At 35.5% G+C, this 19046-nt stretch carries 10 protein-coding genes; all 10 read left to right on the top strand.

The annotated features are described in order from the left end of the window. The first annotated feature begins 72 nt into the window (after positions 1–72). The 10 genes from J2W48_RS22050 to J2W48_RS22005 all read left to right on the top strand — a co-directional run bounded on the left by J2W48_RS22050 (position 73) and on the right by J2W48_RS22005 (position 18976). The gene (locus J2W48_RS22050) at positions 73–1260 is read left to right on the top strand and encodes an IS4 family transposase (RefSeq protein ID WP_310284202.1); all 1188 of its coding nucleotides are present in this window, start codon (positions 73–75) and stop codon (positions 1258–1260) included. Between the two features lie 191 nt (positions 1261–1451). Then, complete coding sequence (locus J2W48_RS22045) at positions 1452–3779, top strand: DUF5703 domain-containing protein (protein ID WP_310284237.1); 2328 nt, start codon at positions 1452–1454, stop codon at positions 3777–3779. Between the two features lie 6 nt (positions 3780–3785). Further along, entirely contained in the window at positions 3786–6236 is a 2451-nt protein-coding gene (locus tag J2W48_RS22040) for a pectate lyase family protein (protein WP_310284235.1), read from the top strand. A 180-nt stretch (positions 6237–6416) separates the two neighbouring features. Next, positions 6417–8438, top strand: coding sequence for an aceric acid hydrolase (locus J2W48_RS22035; protein ID WP_310284234.1), 2022 nt, complete (start codon positions 6417–6419; stop codon positions 8436–8438). A gap of 134 nt (positions 8439–8572) precedes the next feature. Next, positions 8573–9565 carry a pectinesterase family protein gene (locus J2W48_RS22030; protein ID WP_310284232.1) on the top strand — a complete coding sequence of 331 codons (993 nt, stop codon included), beginning with the start codon at positions 8573–8575 and terminating at the stop codon, positions 9563–9565. Between the two features lie 11 nt (positions 9566–9576). Continuing rightward, a complete protein-coding gene (locus tag J2W48_RS22025) occupies positions 9577–10359 on the top strand; it encodes a rhamnogalacturonan acetylesterase (RefSeq protein WP_310284230.1) in 783 nt (260 codons plus the stop codon). A gap of 646 nt (positions 10360–11005) precedes the next feature. Further along, positions 11006–14380 carry a SusC/RagA family TonB-linked outer membrane protein gene (locus tag J2W48_RS22020; RefSeq protein WP_310284229.1) on the top strand — a complete coding sequence of 1125 codons (3375 nt, stop codon included), beginning with the start codon at positions 11006–11008 and terminating at the stop codon, positions 14378–14380. A gap of 13 nt (positions 14381–14393) precedes the next feature. Continuing rightward, positions 14394–16400: a RagB/SusD family nutrient uptake outer membrane protein gene (locus J2W48_RS22015; protein ID WP_310284226.1), complete on the top strand. Its 2007-nt coding sequence runs from the start codon at positions 14394–14396 to the stop codon at positions 16398–16400. Positions 16401–16502: 102 nt separating this feature from the next. After that, complete coding sequence (locus J2W48_RS22010; protein WP_310284224.1) at positions 16503–18206, top strand: pectate lyase family protein; 1704 nt, start codon at positions 16503–16505, stop codon at positions 18204–18206. 98 nt (positions 18207–18304) lie between these two features. After that, positions 18305–18976 (top strand): DUF3826 domain-containing protein, encoded by a 672-nt coding sequence (locus J2W48_RS22005; RefSeq protein ID WP_310284223.1) that lies wholly within the window; start codon positions 18305–18307, stop codon positions 18974–18976. Positions 18977–19046 lie beyond the last annotated feature (70 nt).

Genomic DNA, 19046 nt, shown 5'->3' with positions numbered 1-19046 from the left:
AAAACATAGGTGTTCGGAAGACATAAGTTCATTGAAATATTTTCATATTTTAGTTTTACAAAACTAAATCTTATGCAAAAAGGAGTTACGGTAAATTCTTTACTAAAGCTAATAGATAAAGGTATTTTAGAATCAATAGCAATTGAAACTAAAGTTGATTATAAGGCTAAGAAATTGTCTGGCGAAGTTGTTTTCAAACTTATCCTGATGAGTATTCTAGATGATACTAAAGTAAGTCTAAGAATAATGGAGAAAGTTTTTGCAAGCAACATGTTTAAGTTGTTTTCAGGTGTTGACAGGTCTGAGACGGTTAAATTCAGTAGTATTTCTGAACGATTGTCTGCCATAAACCATGAATATTTCGAAAAGATTTTTCAAAATGTTTTTCATTTTTCAAAGAGTTATTTTAAAGATGGCTTAGATGTTTATAACATAAGACAATTTGATTCGACAAGTTTGTCAGTTTCAAGTAAACTTTTAAAGAAAGGAATGGTGAATGGCTTGAAAAACAAGAATGGCGAACATACCAAGAACCAAATCAAATTTACCATTGGTCTTTACAATAATCTTCCTTTGGATTTAAATTTTCACAATCAGCAGCAATACTTGGGCGAAGATATAGCTTTGGGAGAGGCAATATTAAATGCGAATATCAACGACAATGAAATTGTTGTATTTGACAGAGGTTTAAAAAAGCGCAGGACTTTTAAAGAATTCAACGACAAGAATATTTCTTTTGTAACCAGAATAAATCCTACCAAGAGCATAAAAATTATAGAAGAAAACAAACTGAGCCAAGATTTAGAAACAGAAACATTAAAAATTCTAAGTGATGAGAAAGTTAACCTGTTTCATGAGAAAAAATGTTTGTTTAAAGAGCCTTTCAGATTAATAAAAGCCGAATCCAGAAAAACAAAGGAAGTCCTTTTTTTTCTAACAAATATTGAAGATTTGAGAGCTGATGAAATTACCTGTATTTATAGAAAAAGATGGGACATCGAAGTGTTTTTTAAATTCATTAAGCAACACCTTCATTTTAAACATTTTTTAAGTTATAGTGAAAACGGAATAAAAGTAATGATGTATATGACAATGATAACGGCAATATTGCTATTAATCTATAAAAAGGTTAATGAGATAAAAAGCTATAAAATTGCAAAATTTCAATTTACAGAAGAACTAAATATGGAAATAATAAAAGAAATAGTGGTAATCTGCGATGGGGACCCAAGCAAATCACCACTATTTAATACAACTTAGATAACTTCCGAACACCTATGGTTTTAAAACCTTTCAGGTCTAACAAAGTGAAGTTTTTTTGTCATTTCGACGTAAGGAGAAATCACACACGAAACTCCGTTCCTAAAAGTGCCAATCTTTGTCGAATTACTAGTGTGATTTCTCCTCCGTCGAAATGACAAACGAGACTAAAAAAAATAAAGAAAATCAGTTTGAAATATACAATTTACATATTCCTCATTTTTACGCTTTTTACAAATGCACAAATTCCTGTGCTCAATAATTACAACCAAGTCTGGACAACACAAAGCAACAATTCATCAGAATCCATGCCCTTGGGAGGAGGTGATATTGGTGCTAATGTCTGGGTAGAAAAAGGCGATTTGTATTTTTATTTTTCCCGAAGCGGGACTTTCGACGAACACAATACTTTACTTAAATTAGGTCGCGTAAAAGTGAGTCTAACCCCAAATCCGTTTAAGGATAACGAAGGTTTTAAACAAGAATTAGTTTTGAAAGACGGTTATATTTCGATAGCTCAAAATAATACTAAAATCAAACTTTGGGTAGATGTTTTTAAACCGGTAATTCATCTGGATTTAGAAAGTAAAACACCTCTAAAAATGACGGCCTCTTATGAGAGCTGGCGTTATAAGAATCGTGATTCCAAAGGAAAAGCCAATAATGCCAATTCTTATAAATGGGCTCCGCAAGAAGAAATTGTAACATTCAAGGATTCAATTGCATTTGAAAATAACGGCGTAAAATTTTATCACAAAAACAGACAACAAACTGTTTTTGATGTTGCGGTAAAGCAGCAGAAAATGGAATCGGTAAAAGACCAAATGCTGAATCCGTTGGCGAATTTGACTTTTGGCGGATTTATGATTGGTGATAATCTAAAACCGGATGGAACCTATTCAGGAACCTATCAAAATACAGATTTCAAGGGATTCAGTCTTTCGAGTGTAAAACCTTCCAATGAACAAGCTTTAGAAATTCATTTATATACCAATCAATCGGATATAAATTTTTGGAGCAAAGATTTAAAAAATCAAATTTCAGACTATAAAATCAAATCAAAACAAGCAGAAAAAAGCACTATAAAATGGTGGAATAATTTCTGGAACCGTAGTTTTATTTATACCCAAAAAAGTAATTCTACAGCAAAAGATTCTGTTTATCAAATCGGGCAGAATTATCAATTGTTTCGTTATATGCTAAGTTGTAATGCGTACGGTAAATATCCGACAAAATTCAACGGAGGATTATTTACAGTAGATCCTGTTTTTACCAATCCCGATTTGAATTTTACACCCGATTTCAGAAACTGGGGAGGTGGAACAATGACTGCTCAAAATCAAAGACTGGTTTATTTCCCAATGGTGAAAAGCGGTGATTTTGACATGATGAAATCGCAATTGGATTATTATCTGAGCTTGCAAAAAAATGCCGAATTACGTTCGCAGGTTTATTGGAAACACGGTGGAGCATCATTTACAGAACAACTGGAAAATTTCGGTTTGCCCAATCCAGCCGAATACGAATGGAAACGCCCGGCAGATTATGATCCGGGAATGGAGTATAACGCATGGCTGGAATACGAATGGGATACGGTTTTTGAGTTTTGCAAAATGATGTTACAGCAGAAAGAATATGCTGGCGAGGATATTCAAAAATACAATTCGTTTATCATAAGCTGTCTTCGATTTTTTGATGAACATTATCAATATTTGGCGAAGAATAGAGGTCGAAAAGCATTGGATGGAAATGGTCATTTGGTTCTTTTTCCAGGTTCAGCTGCTGAAACGTATAAAATGACTAATAATGCGAACAGCACTATTTCGGCTTTGACCGTAATTACAGAACAGCTCTTAAACCTTTCGGCAAAAGAACTGTCAAAAGAAGAAGCCGAATATTTAAAAGGTTTTCAAAAACGAATTCCGCCTTTGAATTTTGGTCAAATCGAGAATCATAAAGTATTGCTTCCGGCTAAAACGTGGGAACGTATCAATAATTCCGAAGTACCACAATTATATCCGGTGCATCCGTGGGGAATTTACGGAATCGGAAAACCCGATTTGCAAACTGCTTTAAATACATGGAAATACGATACGGATGCGATAAAATTCAGAAGTCATATTGGATGGAAACAGGATAATATTTTTGCTGCCCGTTTAGGATTGACCGAAGAAGCAAAAAAATACAGTTTACTAAAAATGGCGAATGCCGACAGAAGATTTCCTGCCTTTTGGGGCCCTGGTTTTGACTGGGTTCCGGATCATAATTGGGGCGGTTCGGGAATGATTGGCATGCAGGAAATGCTTTTGCAGGAAGCGAATGGAAAAATCTACCTTTTTTCGGCCTGGCCAAAAGACTGGAATGTGCATTTCAAATTATACGCTACAAACAATACGACAGTCGAAGCTGAACTCTTAAATGGCGAATTGAAAGTTTTAAAAGTAATTCCGAAAGAAAGAGAAAAAGATATTATAAATCTGTTGAATGCATCAGCAGAAGAAAAAACCAAATTAAATTAAAAGAAAATGATAAAGAAATTAGCGGGCACTTTTGCTTTGGCAATGCTTTTAACAGCAAACGGTCAGGCACAGAATACCGACAAACAAATTGTAAAAGTCGATTTTGATTTTCATCAAAGAAGATTGGAAGAAGTTCATGCTCCGGGATATGATTCGTGGGTTATTAACGAAAATAAAGAAGATCAAAAAACTTTTAACAACCTGACGTTTAAGTTAAAAGGTAACTTTACTTCGAAATGGTACAAAGTCGGAATGAGCGCACCTCACTACAACAAATTAGGAAGTGACGGCTTGGTAACGGCTGAAAATCTTGAACTTAAAATCAGCGGATTAAAATCAGGAAAGCATACACTTTTGACGTATCATAATGCATTTGATGTAACGACCGGAAAAACTTTTTCACCGATAAAAATATTCGTAAACGGTAAACTTCAGGAGACAGTAAATGCCAGTCAAAGAGCGAATGAAAAGATTGATGCGGCAATGTCTTATATTACTTTTACTGCACAGAAAGGTAAAGATGTAATTGTTCGTTTTGAAATCGATCAGGCTAAAAGCCCGGATATCAGACAAATAGTAATCAATGGTTTTGAAATTGACACGCCAAACCTGATGAACCAGGCACGTAGCCCAAAACCGGAAAACAGAAACGAGCATGTCGTTGCAGTAGATAAAAAAGTAGTGTTAGAATGGGATGCTTCCAAAAAGGCGGTAGCGCATAATTTATATTTCGGAGAAGATGCCAATGCGGTTGCCAATGCCAATCAATCTTCGAAAGAATTTAAAGGAAAATTAACAGATAGAAACTTTACTGTTACTGATTTATACAGCGGTTCAACCTATTATTGGAGAGTAGATGAAGTTGATGCCAAAGGCGAAATAACATTAGGAAATGTCTGGTCATTTAAACCTGCGCAGCTAGCTTTTCCTGGAGCGGAAGGTTATGGTCGTTTTGCGCTTGGCGGAAGAGGCGGAAAAGTAGTGGAAGTTACTAACTTAAACGATGACGGACCGGGAAGTTTACGTGATGCCATCAATCAGGAAATCGGACCAAGAACCATTGTTTTTAATGTTTCAGGAAATATCAAACTGGCTTCACGATTAGTGGTGAACCAGCCTTATATCACTATCGCGGGTCAAACGGCTCCAGGTGAAGGAATCACGATTAGCCGTGCACCTCTTGGATTGACTGGGAATGACGGTATTGTACGATTTTTGAAAGTTAGAATTGGTGGCGGAACAACTTATGATGGAATGGGACTTACTGGTGCCAATTATAGTATTATAGACCATTGTTCTATCAGCTGGACGATTGACGAATCTTTTAGTTCCCGCGGTGCACATCATATTACACTGCAACGTACTTTAATTTCGGAGGCCTTAAACATAGCGGGACACGATAAATATCCTGCCGGAAAAATGCACGGTTATGCAGCTACAATTGGTGGTGATATCGGAAGTTTTCATCACAATTTACTGGCACATAATTACGGACGTAACTGGAGTATTGGCGGTGGTTTAAGCGGTGACGGTTTCTATACAGGAAGATTGGATATCAGAAATAATGTGGTTTACAACTGGGGAAAAAGAACCACTGACGGCGGTGCCAATGAAGTCAATTTTGTCAATAATTATTACAAGCCGGGAGTTGCTACGGATATTTTTGTGGCGCTGAATGCACAGATTGAAGGTGTTGGAAAAGGAAAACAACAATACTATTTTGATGGAAATGTAATGCAGGGTTATTTTGATGAAAAAAATCAGGACAAAGGAAGAAAATTTACATTGTCCAATAATGCGACTGCAGATTATGACGTGTTTTTGCCAAAACCATTTTTCGAATCTTTTGTAAATACACAATCGGCGAAAGCGGCCTATAAAAATGTACTCTCGGATGTTGGTGCGAATCAGCCGTTTTTTGACAAACACGATAAGCGAATTGTCGAAGAAACGCTTAAAGGGACTTTTACCTATAAAGGAAGCAAAAGCGGTATTGGTGGAATGATTGACAACGAAGCTGATGCTGGCGGATGGCTAAATTTCGCTTCTGAAACCCGTCCTGCTGATTGGGATACCGATCACGATGGATTGCCAAATTGGTGGGAAAAAGCTTTTGGCTTGAATGAAAACTCAGTTGCAGGGGATTTTTCAGATTCGAATTTAGATGTAGATAAAAATGGTTTTACACAATTGGATGAGTATTTAGACTGGATGGCACAGCCACATTTTTTCATCAATGCAGGTGAAAAGAAAGAACTTTCGGCAGCAGATTACTTTAAAGGATATGATAAAAAGCCGGTTTATACTTTTTCGGATCTTAAGAACGGTAAAATAGTTTTAAAAGGAAAAGACATTCAGTTTACAGCTATAGAAAGTGGATTTGCTTCTGTTGTTATCACAGTCAAAGATGAAGATGGGGATTCAATGAGCCGTACTATAAATTTCTTTGTAAAATAAAAAAGGTCTGCCACGAATTTCACGAATTTTCACTAATTACTATTTTGCTATTATTTTAGATTTCAAAAAAATTAGTGGAATTAGTGAAATTCGTGGCAAAAGACAATCCGCAATAATCTGTGTTTTGCTTTAGCAATCCGTGTCATCAGCGTTAAATTATCACAATATAAAATAATCAAAATGAAAAAGAACATCATTCTATTATCGGCAATATTATTTTCGAGTGCTTTTTTGGCTCAGAATAAAGGTTTGGTTGCCAATTCAGAAAGTCCTTATTCCAAATTGCAGAGTGTCAATTTACAGGATGTAAAATGGACAAATGGTTTCTGGAAAGAACAATTTGATGTAGAAACCAAAAATACTTTGCCGTATATGTGGGATTTGTATCACAATGATGAAGTTTCCCACGCTTATAAAAACTTCGAAATTGCTGCGGGCGAAAGCAAAGGAACTTTCAAAGGGCCTTCGTTTCATGATGGGGATTTTTACAAGATTTTTGAAGGAATGGCAGCTACCTATGCTATAACAAAAGATAAAAAATTAGATGCCCAAATGGATAAAGCTATTGCATTGTTTGCAAAAGCACAGCGCAAAGACGGGTACTTACACACTCCTGTTTTAATTGACGAACGCTGGGGAACTTTGGGCCCTGAAGAAGTAAAAAGACAACTGGGTTTCGAGAAATACAATATGGGACATTTGATGACGGCTGCCTGTATTCACTATCGTGCTACCGGAAAAACCAATTTTTTGAATATTGCCAAAGGCGTTGCTGATTTTCTGTATGATTTCTACAAAAAAGCTTCTCCTGAATTAGCCCGAAATGCCATTTGCCCATCACATTATATGGGAATTGTTGAAATGTATCGTACAACGAAAAATCCTAAATATCTGGAATTAGCCAATAATTTAATAGACATTAGAGGAACAACCAATGACGGAACAGATGATAATCAGGATCGAATTCCATTTAGGCAGCAGACAACAGCAATGGGTCACGCCGTAAGAGCGAATTACTTATACGCAGGCGTAGCAGATTTGTATGCGGAAACCGGAGAAAAAAAATTATTAGACAATTTGGAATCGATTTGGGATGATGTAACGTACCGAAAAATGTACATCACAGGTGCCTGTGGTTCTTTATACGATGGTGTTTCTCCGGATGGAACTTCTTATAATCCAACCGATGTACAGAAAATTCATCAGGCGTACGGAAGACCTTTTCAATTGCCAAATGCTACGGCACATACGGAAACTTGTGCCAATATCGGAAATGTTTTGTGGAACTGGAGAATGCTCCAAATTACGGGCGATGCCAAATATGCTGACATTGTAGAATTAGCTTTGTATAATAGTGTTTTATCAGGAATCAGTCTGGAAGGAACCGAATTCTTTTATAATAATCCGTTGAATGTTTCGAAGGATTTGCCTTTTAAACAAAGATGGAGCAAAGAACGTGAAGGTTATATTGCTTTGTCGAATTGCTGTGCGCCAAATGTAACAAGAACAATTGCTGAGGTGAATAATTACGCTTATAATTTTTCGAAAGAAGGATTGTATGTCAATTTATACGGAAGCAACAACCTGAATTCATCAACACCCCAGGGAGAAAAAATTGAAATTGAACAGCAGACCAATTATCCCTGGGATGGTAAAATTTCTTTGAAAATCGTAAAAGCTCCGAAAGATGTTTATGCTTTTTTATTGAGAATTCCGGGATGGAGTCAGGGAACAACAATTACAATCAATGGTAAAAATATTAATGATGCAATTGCTTCAGGTTCGTACCAAAAAATAGCACAAAAATGGAAAAAAGGAGATGTCATTGAATTGAATATTCCGATGCCGGTTGAATTGATGCAGGCCAATCCATTAGTGGAAGAAATAAAAAATCAGGTGGCAGTAAAAAGAGGCCCGATTGTATATTGCCTGGAATCAAATGAACTTCCGGCAAATGTAAAAGTAAATGATGTTGTTTTGGATTTAAATTCTAAATTCACTACCAATTTTATTAAAATTGATAACAAAGAATTGCTGAGTATAACTGCTAGTTCATTAATTACTCCAGATAATTCATGGGATAAAAAGTTATACAAACCCGTTTCTACAAAAGACAGCAAGGAATATTCTATAAAATTAATTCCTTATTTTGCGTGGGGAAACAAGGGCAAGGGCGAAATGTCTGTATGGTTGTCACATTAAATTAATTTACCATATAAGTCATATAAGTTTCTGTTTTATATTGTTTAAAACTCAAATGAGCTTATTTTTTACTTTTAAATCAGAATAGTTAAAAGATAATCTTATATGACTTATATGTTTAAAAATAAAAACCGATGAAATATATTTTAGCCTTATTCCTGACTTTTACTTCTATTTTATCCTCAGCACAAACAACTGACAACCGTTTTAAATTAACAGTTGCCCAAGATGGCTCAGGCGATTTTAAAACCATTCAGGAAGCGATTAATAAAGTGAGAGATCACGCCGAAAAACGTGTTGTTATTACAATAAAGTCGGGTGTTTATAATGAAAAAGTGGTCATTCCTTCTTTTAAAAGAAATATTACTTTAAAAGGTTCTGATAGAGAAAAAACTGTTATTTCATTCAATGATTACTCTGGAAAACCATTTCGTGGAATTGATGTTACGGGAGATGCAAAATTCAGCACGTATACTTCTTATACTTTATTGGTTCAGGGAAATGATTGTTCTTTAGAAAACCTGACTGTAGAAAATACATCCGGCAAAGTAGGTCAGGCAGTCGCTTTGCACACGGAAGGAGACAGAGTAGCGGTTAAAAATTGTTCAATTTTAGGAAATCAGGATACATTATATTTAGCAAAAGGCGGAACCAGAAATTATTTCGAAAATTGTTATATCAATGGAACAACTGATTTTATATTCGGAGCAGCAACTGCCTATTTTTACAATTGTACTATCGAAAGCCTTAGCAACTCTTACGTTACGGCTGCATCAACAACTCAACAGGACAAATATGGTTTTGTATTTGTGAATTGTAAACTAACAGCAAAAGACAATACAGTAAATCAAGTTTTTCTGGGACGTCCGTGGCGACCTTATGCAAAAACGGTTTTCATAAATACTGAATTAGGTTCCCATATTGTTGCGGAAGGCTGGAATCCGTGGAAAGGCGATAAAAATTTCCCTGACAAGGAAAAAACTGTTTTTTATGCAGAATATACCAGCAAAGGCGAAGGAGCAAAAGATCTATCTAAAAGAGCTTCATGGTCGCATCAATTAAAAAAATCCGATCTTAAAAAATATGATTTGGAGAAAGTATTAAACGGTTGGAGTCCTAAAAATTAAAATAAAAAAAGATGAAAAATTATAAATTAGCTGCAATTACTTTACTTTCTATAATGGTTTTAAGTGGTTTTAGTTTTAAATCTAAGATGACTACAATTTATTTAATCGGAGATTCCACTGTAGCAGATTATTCTTTAGAAGAAAATTATCAAACTAAAAAATATCCTCAGGTAGGTTGGGGACAAGTATTTCAATCATTCTTTCAGAAAGATAGTTTGAAACAGCTGAAAAATATTTTAGGAAATGCGAAAGAAGTGAAAATAGATGACAGGGCAAAAGGAGGCAGAAGTACCCGAACCTTTTTTCAGGAAGGGCGCTGGGCATCGGTTTATAAATCTCTACAAAAAGGAGATGTGGTTATGATGCAATTTGGTCATAATGATGCATCAGAAGAAAAAACCGAGCGTTATGTAAACATCGAAGGTTATAAAGAGTTTTTACGTCTTTTTATAAATCAAACCCGAGAGAAAGGAGCTACGCCAATAGTATTGACTCCGGTTGCCAGAAATTATCCTTGGAAAGAAGGTAAATTAATGAATGTTCACGGAGAATATCCACAAGCAGCGAAAGATGTGGCTAAAGGATTAAATGTCAAATTAATAGATTTGAATGAACTATCTATAGAGTTCTTCACCAGCAAAGGTCAGGAGTATGTAACCCAAAATTACTTCATGAACTTTGAAGCCGGTCTTTATCCGGCTTTTCCTACTGGACAAAAAGACAATACGCATTTTCAAACTGCAGGAGGAAAAGAAGTGGCAAGATTAGTCTTTAATGCAATGAAAAATATTTAATGCTACCTTTTAATTTTTATGTAATTGAATACTTCTTATCTTATATTATCGTCATACAACTCTAATGTCATAAAATTAATGATTTGGTTTTGGCGATATTAATAAGAATTTGTCTTTAAAATTTATCTCTGAAATATTCTTTTTTAATTTTTTTAGTTAATTTTTTTAGCTAAAAGAAATCGTTTTCGTGACTTTTTAAGTTAAAATAAAGCAATTTCCTATAACGATTGAGTAAAAAATTAATTTTTTTTATTGCATTCATTAAATATGTTTTAATACTTAAGGAAGTTATTTGGAAATATTATATCAAATACGCTTGTTTTTGAATGGTATTTCTTACTTGAGGCATTGTTCTTTAATTAAATTTAAAAAATTATCTTATTTTTTAGACTTACTATATTTTTAAAATGATTTTTTTGATGATATAATTTTTTTACTTCGTTTTCTTTATCAATTGTTTTTTAAAGCAGGATGCCACAGGACAGTTGTACTATACAATCATTATATTTTTGGGATTAACAATAAATGTGTTTTTAACGTTTAAGATTCAGAAGCCTAATATTAAAAGTGAGGCTTTAATTAAACAATAAAAATATTTTATTAACTAACTAACCTAACATTTATAACCTAATTAAATTAAACATTTATGAAACAAACACTTTTAAAGAGATGTAGTTTTCTTTTGTTTTTTGCACTGATGAGTATGCTGAGTAATGCTCAAACTGCAAGCAGCCAAATTAAGATCACAGGTACGGTTACTGATAATTCAGGACTGCTTTTGCCAGGGGTAAACGTAACTGAAAAATCATCAAAAAACACCGTTACTACAGATTACAATGGTAAGTATGAAATTAACGTAAAGCCTGGTGCAACATTGGTTTTTTCTTATATCGGAATGAGAAAAATAGAAATTCCTTTGGCAGGACGTACTGTACTTGATACCAAATTACAGGAAGATTCTAATGTGTTAGATGACATAGTTGTTGTAGCTTATGGTACACAGAAAAAAAATAATATTACTGGTGCAATTGCTACAATAAAACCCGATGATATTCAGGATTTGCCTGTTTCAAACTTATCTGAAGCATTAAGGGGTCAAATTCCGGGACTTTCTGTGTCTGGTGGTTCTGGTCGTCCGGGAGATGCTGCTTCTATTCAAATACGTCAAACCTTTGGTTTTTCAAAAGATGGAAACTCAACCAATCCATTAATCGTAATTGATGATATGGTACAGATAGATCCAACAACCGGATTAGCAACACTTGAAACATTTAATAGATTAGATCCTTCAGAAATTGAAAGTATAACTGTTCTAAAAGATGGATCTGCAGCTATTTATGGTTCTCGTGCTTCTCAGGGGGCTGTAATCGTAAAAACAAAAAGAGGTCAAAATAGTAAGTTAAAGTTCTCATATTATAGTCAATACTCATTTAATGATGCTGTAAGTCATAGTAAGACAATGAGTGCTTATGAGCATGGTATCTGGAAAAACAGATTTTTGAATTCTAATCTTGATACCAATACAGCCAAATATTTTTCTGATGAAGAATTAGAGCAAATGAAGAGTTTGGATTATGACTGGTTGAAAAAAGCATGGAAACCGGCTATTCAACAAAGACATTCCCTTACTGCTAGTGGAGGAAATGAAAAGGCAACTTATTTTGCGGGTATCACCTATTTTGATCAGGGTGCCAATCTTGGAGAGCAGGATTACAATAAATGGAATTTTCGTACCGGTATGACAGCTAAATTAGCTAAAGATTTTGAGCTTGCAGCCACGATTTCTGCAAATGCGGTTGATGTTGAAAGATCATTTTCTAAAGCTGCAGCCAATTTAAATGATAGTAGCTTTGGTTCAGCCGGAGGTGGTGAGCAGGCAGATTATGGATATTTATTGCATATGCCGAAATATATTCCCTGGCAAACTACGGTAGAAGGAAAAGACTATTGGTTGTCTCCAATTGCCCGTTCAGATCGCAATTTAGGTAGTGCAAATGCTAATAATACAATTGCAGGCTGGAATTACTTTGCAAGTTTGGATAGTGGTAAACAGGTTGATCAGGAATTTTCATATAATGTTAATTTATCTTTGAACTATAAAGTTTCTTTTATTAAAGGACTATCCCTTAAAGGGAGTTATGCCAGAAGTCAATCTAGTGCTAATACAGAACAGGTACAGCTACCTTATGATTTAGCTCGTATTAGAAATTATGAAACTGCTGATAATCATTTGGTAAGTGCAGCTGATCCTACTTTTTATAATAATGTTAATAATCCTTCAGGGGATTATCTTTTAGAAACTAATGTTCGTAATTCAAGAGTGTATTATAATACTGATGTTGATAAGGTGATTCAGGCTAACTTTTTTGCCAATTATGCAAGAACGTTTGGAAATCATGCTGTCGATGGGATGTTTGGTATAGAACGTTCTGAGTCTAGTTACCAATCTGTTCGTTTGGCTTATGAAGGGACTTCAAAAGATTATTTAGGAAGTAATACAACTGCAGGTACTATAAGTTCGAATTCAACTGCAACTAAAGGAGAGTCAGGAACATTTTCATATTTAGGGCGTGCCAATTATAGCTATAAGGATACCTATTTAGTACAATTGCTTTTTAGAAGTGATGCTTCTACAAAATTTGCACCGGATAATTATTGGGGATTTTTCCCGTCGGCTCAGTTCGGATGGGTTGCTTCTAATGAAGGTTGGTTTAAAGATGCTCTTCCGGCGATTAATAATTTGAAATTCCGTTATTCTATTGGTAAAACAGGAAAAGATAATATCAAGCCATGGCGTTGGCTTACTTTATATGACATTATTGTTGATAAAGGAAACCAGTTTGGTTCTGCAGGAGGAACTTTAGGAGGGGCTATAACGCCTAGGCCTACACCAAATGAAGATATTAGATGGGATTCAACTATCAAGCATAACTTTGGTATTGATTTAAGTGTGTTGAATAACAGGTTGCAAATTTCAGCTGATTATTATTATGACAAAACAACTGATATGTTAATTACTATGGCCGGAGAAGTTGGAACTCCAATTTCTGTAGGTGGTGCTTTTGCAGAGCAAAACTATGCAGCTGTAAATGCATGGGGAACTGAATTTAGTCTGAATTGGAAAGACAGAATAAAAAGAGACCTTAGCTATAATGTAGGAGTGAATTTTGGTATTTCTGATAATGAAGTGAAAAGATATCCAGGAGCTGCTGTACAGCATCCATCATACAATGCAATCCAGCCGGGTTATTCAAATTTCACACCAGTATGGGGATTCAGAACATGGAAAGAAACTTCAACAGGAGATGGTATTTTGCGTACAGATGAAGATGTTACGAATTACTGGAATTATTTGACAGCTAATGCAACAGCAGTGGGCGGGGTTCCTAATTATTTAGGTATAAACAATGTGACATTAATGAGAAAAGGGATGCTGGCTTATGAGGATGTAGGTGGCGCATTTGATGCTGCAACTAATACTCAGGCTCCGGCTGATGGTCAGATTGCCAGACAATTAGATTATATAAAATTAGCTAAGAATAACAGGACATATGGTTTTACTTCTAATTTAGGAATGAATTATAAATCTTTTTATTTTAAAACTCAAATTGCTACCTCATGGGGAGGATATAATTCTATCGACCTTGTTAAACAAGGTACTTCTTCTGCTCATAACGATTGGGGACATGAAACTTTTTGGTCAGATATGTATGATGCTACTGATAATCCTAATGGAAAATATCCTAATATGGGTCAGGCAGATACTGCTTTTGCACCATCGGATTTTTGGGAACTTAGTAATTTTAGATGTACTGTTAGAAACCTGACAGTTGGGTTTGAACTTCCACAAGAGGCACTTAAAACAATAAATATTCAAAGAGTTACTTTAGGAATAACTGGAAATAACCTTTGGGATTTGTATAACCCATATCCTGATAACTATCGTAATATGTATGATACTTCTTCTGCAAGATATCCTACACTTAGAACATGGTCAGTTAATATGAATGTAACATTCTAAAATTTAATAAATTATGAAAACAAAGATAAATATATATATATCACTGGCACTTTTGCTTTTTTTGGGCACTTCGTGTAATGATGATTTTTTGGAAGAAAAGAAACAATATGGTTTTTTTGATGATGAATTTTTTCAGAGTGAAGAACGTGTAAACTGGTTTGTAGGTAATATGTACTATGATTATTTTGATGCCCATAAATCTCCTATGGGTAGTATAGTAGGGGCATATACTACCACTCAGGCTTCTTACACAGAAGAAATAGGAGGTATTTCCGGCAACACTAATGATAAAAGTTTGATTAATCCTAATTTTACCTGGGAAAACGCTATTGATGCCTCTGGTTATTATGGATCCCCTTTAGGAGACAGTAATAGAAATGAGCCTTATACCCGAATTAGAGAGTGTAATATTATGCTGGAAAGCATTGATAGTAAAGGAGGTAATTTACCACAGCTTTTCCGTGATCGTATAAAAGGACAAATGTATTATTTACGTGCTATTCAGTATTTTGATTTAATGCGTACTTATGGAGGTGTTCCAATCGTAACAATTGTTCAGGATGCAACTAATAATGATCCGTCTACACAAATTCCAAGAGCTACAGTAACTGAATTAGTAAATCAAATTGTAAGTGATTTAGACCTGGCTGCTGGTTTGCTGCCTGTGACATGGGGATCTGCTGATTATGGACGTTTTACAAAGGGTGCAGCAATGGCTCAAAAGTCAAGAGTTTTGTTAACTTATGCCAGTCCTTTGTTTAATAAGAACTGGGAGTCTTCAACAGAACGTTGGGATGCTGCCTTAAAAGCAGGATTAGAAGCTGAAACACAATTGATGGCTGCGGGTCATAATTTATATGGAGCATCAGCAAGTGACTGGGCAAAAATGTTTTATAATTTTGATAATGCTTTTAATCCGGAAGCAATTACAATCCGTCTTTTGTCTAATGGTAATTTAGGTATAAATTCAAACAATTCATGGGAAAAATCGATACGACTAGGGAGTCAGGGTGGAGTGGCCGGAGGAGGAGTTAAAGCTCCAAAAAGAATGATCGATTTATTTCCAATGAAAGATGGTTCACGTCCTACAACTACAAATGGATATGATGACTTCTTGTTTTTTAAAGATCGTGACCCGCGTTTTTACAGAACGTTTGCTTTTTCTGGTAGCTATTGGCCATATACTAATAGTCTGGCAACAGCAACTCAACCTACAGTATGGGCATATCGTTGGTCTACAAATGCAACTACCGGTGTAGCTTTTAGTATGGGTAATGATGTTCCAAGTCCTGCTTTTATTCGTAAAATGTCAAGTCCTTCGGTTAGTAATGCAACTAACTTTCAATATTCAGGTACTGATATTATAGAGTATCGTTTTGCTGAATTGTTGTTGAATATTGCAGAATGTTATGCTGCGAAAGGAGATATTCCAAACACAATAGCATATTTAGGTAAAATCAGAAATCGTATAGGAATTTCTTCAGCAAATAATTACGGAATTGGAACTTTGGCAGATAAGTATGCAGCAATCGAAGCTTGTTTATATGAGCGTAGAGTAGAATTAGCATACGAAGGAAAACGTTTTTGGGATATACAACGCTGGATGCTTTACAATGATGATGCAGCTGCTAATAATACAACAAATGCCAAACTTGGTATCCCTGTAATAAATGGTACACAACGTGTTGGTAATTATTTACATTATAAAAACGGTACAAGTGCCGCCAATACAGATCCTTTAGCTGCTACGCGTGCTGCTATTTCGGTAGATCCTGATGCAGCAAACTTTCAGGCCCAGATTACTGCTTTAGCTACTTTTTATACTAACAACTTTGAATTACGTTCTCCTCCAAATCCTATGGATAACCTTGGTGGTGCAGCAACTTCAATTGGCTGGAGACAGAATTATTATATTATGGGACTAAATCAGTCGATATTAGCGCAAAATCCATGGTTGACGCAAGCCATTGGGTGGAAAGATGCTTCTGGAGCTGCAGGAACTCATAACTATCAAGATTAAATTATACTTAAAAAAGTAAAAAAATAGTAAAAAATTCATCACCTGTATTTACCAAAATACAGGTGATTTGTTTAAAAACGATTACCAAAATTTAAAATTAACATGAAAAATTCCGTATTATCGATTTTATTTCTGCTTTTTTTGGGAAATATTGACGCTTTTGCACAGTACCCAAAATTAAGTGCCGAGGTTCAGGCAAAAGAAAAAGCAATTAAAGAAGAAGCCAACAGGCTTTCGGACGAAGCATGGGAAAAGGCCAGCGTAATTATTGAACAAGAAGCCAAACAAGGCAAGCCCTATATTCCATGGGCGTCTAGACCAACGGATTTACCACAAGCGGAAATTCCAGCTTTCCCTGGAGCCGAAGGTGGTGGAATGTACACTTACGGAGGTCGTGGCGGAAATGTATATACCGTTACGAGCCTGGAAGACAGTGGGCCTGGAACCTTGCGTGAAGCTTGCGAAAAAGGAGGAGCCAGAATCATTGTTTTTAATGTTTCGGGAATTATTAAAATTAAAAGCCCATTAATCATTCGTGCACCTTATATCACAATTGCAGGTCAAACTGCTCCTGGTGATGGAATCTGTGTTGCCGGAGAATCTATCTGGATTGATACCCACGATGTAATTATCAGACACATGCGTTTTCGAAGAGGTGAAACTTTTGTAGGTCGCCGTGATGATGCTATTGGAGGAAACCCTGTTGGAAATATCATGATAGACCACGTTTCTGCAACTTGGGGATTAGACGAAAATATGTCCATGTACAGACACATGTACAGTCCGGGTGCTGGTTATCCAGACGAGAAGAAAGGTACCGTAAACATTACCATTCAAAACAGTTTGTTCGGAGAAGCATTAGATACGTATAACCATGCATTTGGTAGTACGTTAGGTGGAGAGAATTGTGCTTTCATCAGAAATATGTGGGCGAATAATGCCGGTAGAAATCCTTCAATCGGGTGGAATGGTATTTTCAACTTTGTAAACAATGTGGTGTTTAACTGGAGCAACCGTTCTATCGATGGTGGCGATTATACAGCCAACTACAATATCATCAATAACTATTTCAAACCAGGGCCTGTAACCAATTTAAAAGAGCCAATTAGTTATAGAATCCTAAAACCAGAATCAGGAAGAAGTAAATTGCCTTATATGGTTTTTGGTAGAGCACACGTTGTTGGAAACATAGTGGAAAATAACGAAAAAGTGACCAAAGACAACTGGGATGGTGGCGTTCAAATCGAAAATAAAAAAGGCGAATTGATGACTTATGAAGAGTCTAAACCGTATTTCGATAAAATGAACAGCGACAGACCTTTTCCAATGCCTTGGTTTAACAAAATTTTGAAAGCTGAAGAAGCTTATGATTTTGTGCTTAAAAATGTTGGGGCTACTTTGCCAACAAGAGACAAAGTGGACGAAAGAATCGTAAGAACCGTAAAAACTGGAGTTCCTGAATATGCAAAAGGATTGGAGAAAAAAACATTTTACCAATTTGAGCACCGTCGTTTGCCTGCAGATTCATACAAGCAAGGAATTATTACAGATATTTCACAAGTGGGTGGATATCCTGAATACAAAGGGAAACCTTATGTGGATACCGACAAAGACGGTATGCCGGACAAATGGGAGAAAAAATACGGACTGAATCCAAAAGATCCTTCTGATGCAAAAGGAGATCTAAATGGTGACGGGTATTCCAATATTGAAGAGTACATCAATGGTATCGACCCAACCAAAAAAGTAGACTGGAAAGATTTAGCCAATAATAAAGAAACTTTAGTAAAGCCTTTATTAGATTAAGTTTTGAATAACAAAGACACAAAAAATAAATAGCAATGCTCCCGTTTCGGCTCCCTCTCCTCTGAAGAGGGCTGGGGTGAGGTTTTTAAAAATTAAAGATGAAGTCAATAAAAAAAATAAGTCTATTGTTTCTCCTTTTTGCTTTCTGCAAATTAAGTGCTCAACAATACGCAGACCCTGAATATATCAAAGTAACCAATGAAAGAGCGGCAAAAATTGTCGAGAAACTGGCTTTGGGTAACAAGGAAAAAGAAACTGCCGTAACCAATATAATTGCGCAGCAATTTCGTGATTTAAGTAAAATTCATGATGCAAGGGATGCCGAAATCAAAAAAGTAAAAGACAACAGCAGTTTAGCAAAAGAAAAACAAAATGCCGAGATTGAAAAACTAAAATCAAAAGCGGATAAGTCAATCGACAAATTGCACAAATCTTATTTAAAAAAATTAGGAACGCAATTGAACGAGGCTAAAATCACAGAAGTAAAAGACGGAATGACTTATGGAGTTTTGCCAATCACTGTCGCTGGTTACAATGACATGCTTCCAAATTTAACCAAAGAACAAAAAAAATACATTTATGATGCTTTGGTTGAAGCAAGGGAACACGCAATGGACGGAGGTTCATCAAAAGAAAAACACGGTTGGTTTGGTAAATACAAAGGGAGAATCAATAACTATTTATCAAAACAAGGTTACGATTTAAACAAAGAAAGTAAAGACTGGCACAAACGTGTTGAAGAAAGAGAAAAAGCCAAATCAGGTAAATAATTTATAGTCCTTAGTAATTAGTCCTTAGTGATTAGCTTTAAAACTATTTACTATGATTAAGGACTAATTG

Origin of the sequence: Flavobacterium piscis (assembly GCF_031457575.1) — a bacterium.
GTDB classification, from domain to species: Bacteria; Bacteroidota; Bacteroidia; order Flavobacteriales; family Flavobacteriaceae; genus Flavobacterium; species Flavobacterium piscis_A.
The sequence above is the reverse complement of the archived record's forward strand: the minus strand, read 5'-3'. Positions and strand labels throughout refer to the sequence as shown.

Bases quoted from the DNA above. Each gene is read 5' to 3' on its own strand.
- J2W48_RS22050 (WP_310284202.1), top strand. From the start codon at position 73: ATGCAAAAAGGAGTTACGGTAAATTCTTTACTAAAGCTAATAGATAAA.
- J2W48_RS22040 (WP_310284235.1), top strand. From the start codon at position 3,786: ATGATAAAGAAATTAGCGGGCACTTTTGCTTTGGCAATGCTTTTAACA.
- J2W48_RS22035 (WP_310284234.1), top strand. From the start codon at position 6,417: ATGAAAAAGAACATCATTCTATTATCGGCAATATTATTTTCGAGTGCT.
- J2W48_RS22030 (WP_310284232.1), top strand. From the start codon at position 8,573: ATGAAATATATTTTAGCCTTATTCCTGACTTTTACTTCTATTTTATCC.
- J2W48_RS22025 (WP_310284230.1), top strand. From the start codon at position 9,577: ATGAAAAATTATAAATTAGCTGCAATTACTTTACTTTCTATAATGGTT.
- J2W48_RS22020 (WP_310284229.1), top strand. From the start codon at position 11,006: ATGAAACAAACACTTTTAAAGAGATGTAGTTTTCTTTTGTTTTTTGCA.
- J2W48_RS22015 (WP_310284226.1), top strand. From the start codon at position 14,394: ATGAAAACAAAGATAAATATATATATATCACTGGCACTTTTGCTTTTT.
- J2W48_RS22010 (WP_310284224.1), top strand. From the start codon at position 16,503: ATGAAAAATTCCGTATTATCGATTTTATTTCTGCTTTTTTTGGGAAAT.
- J2W48_RS22005 (WP_310284223.1), top strand. From the start codon at position 18,305: ATGAAGTCAATAAAAAAAATAAGTCTATTGTTTCTCCTTTTTGCTTTC.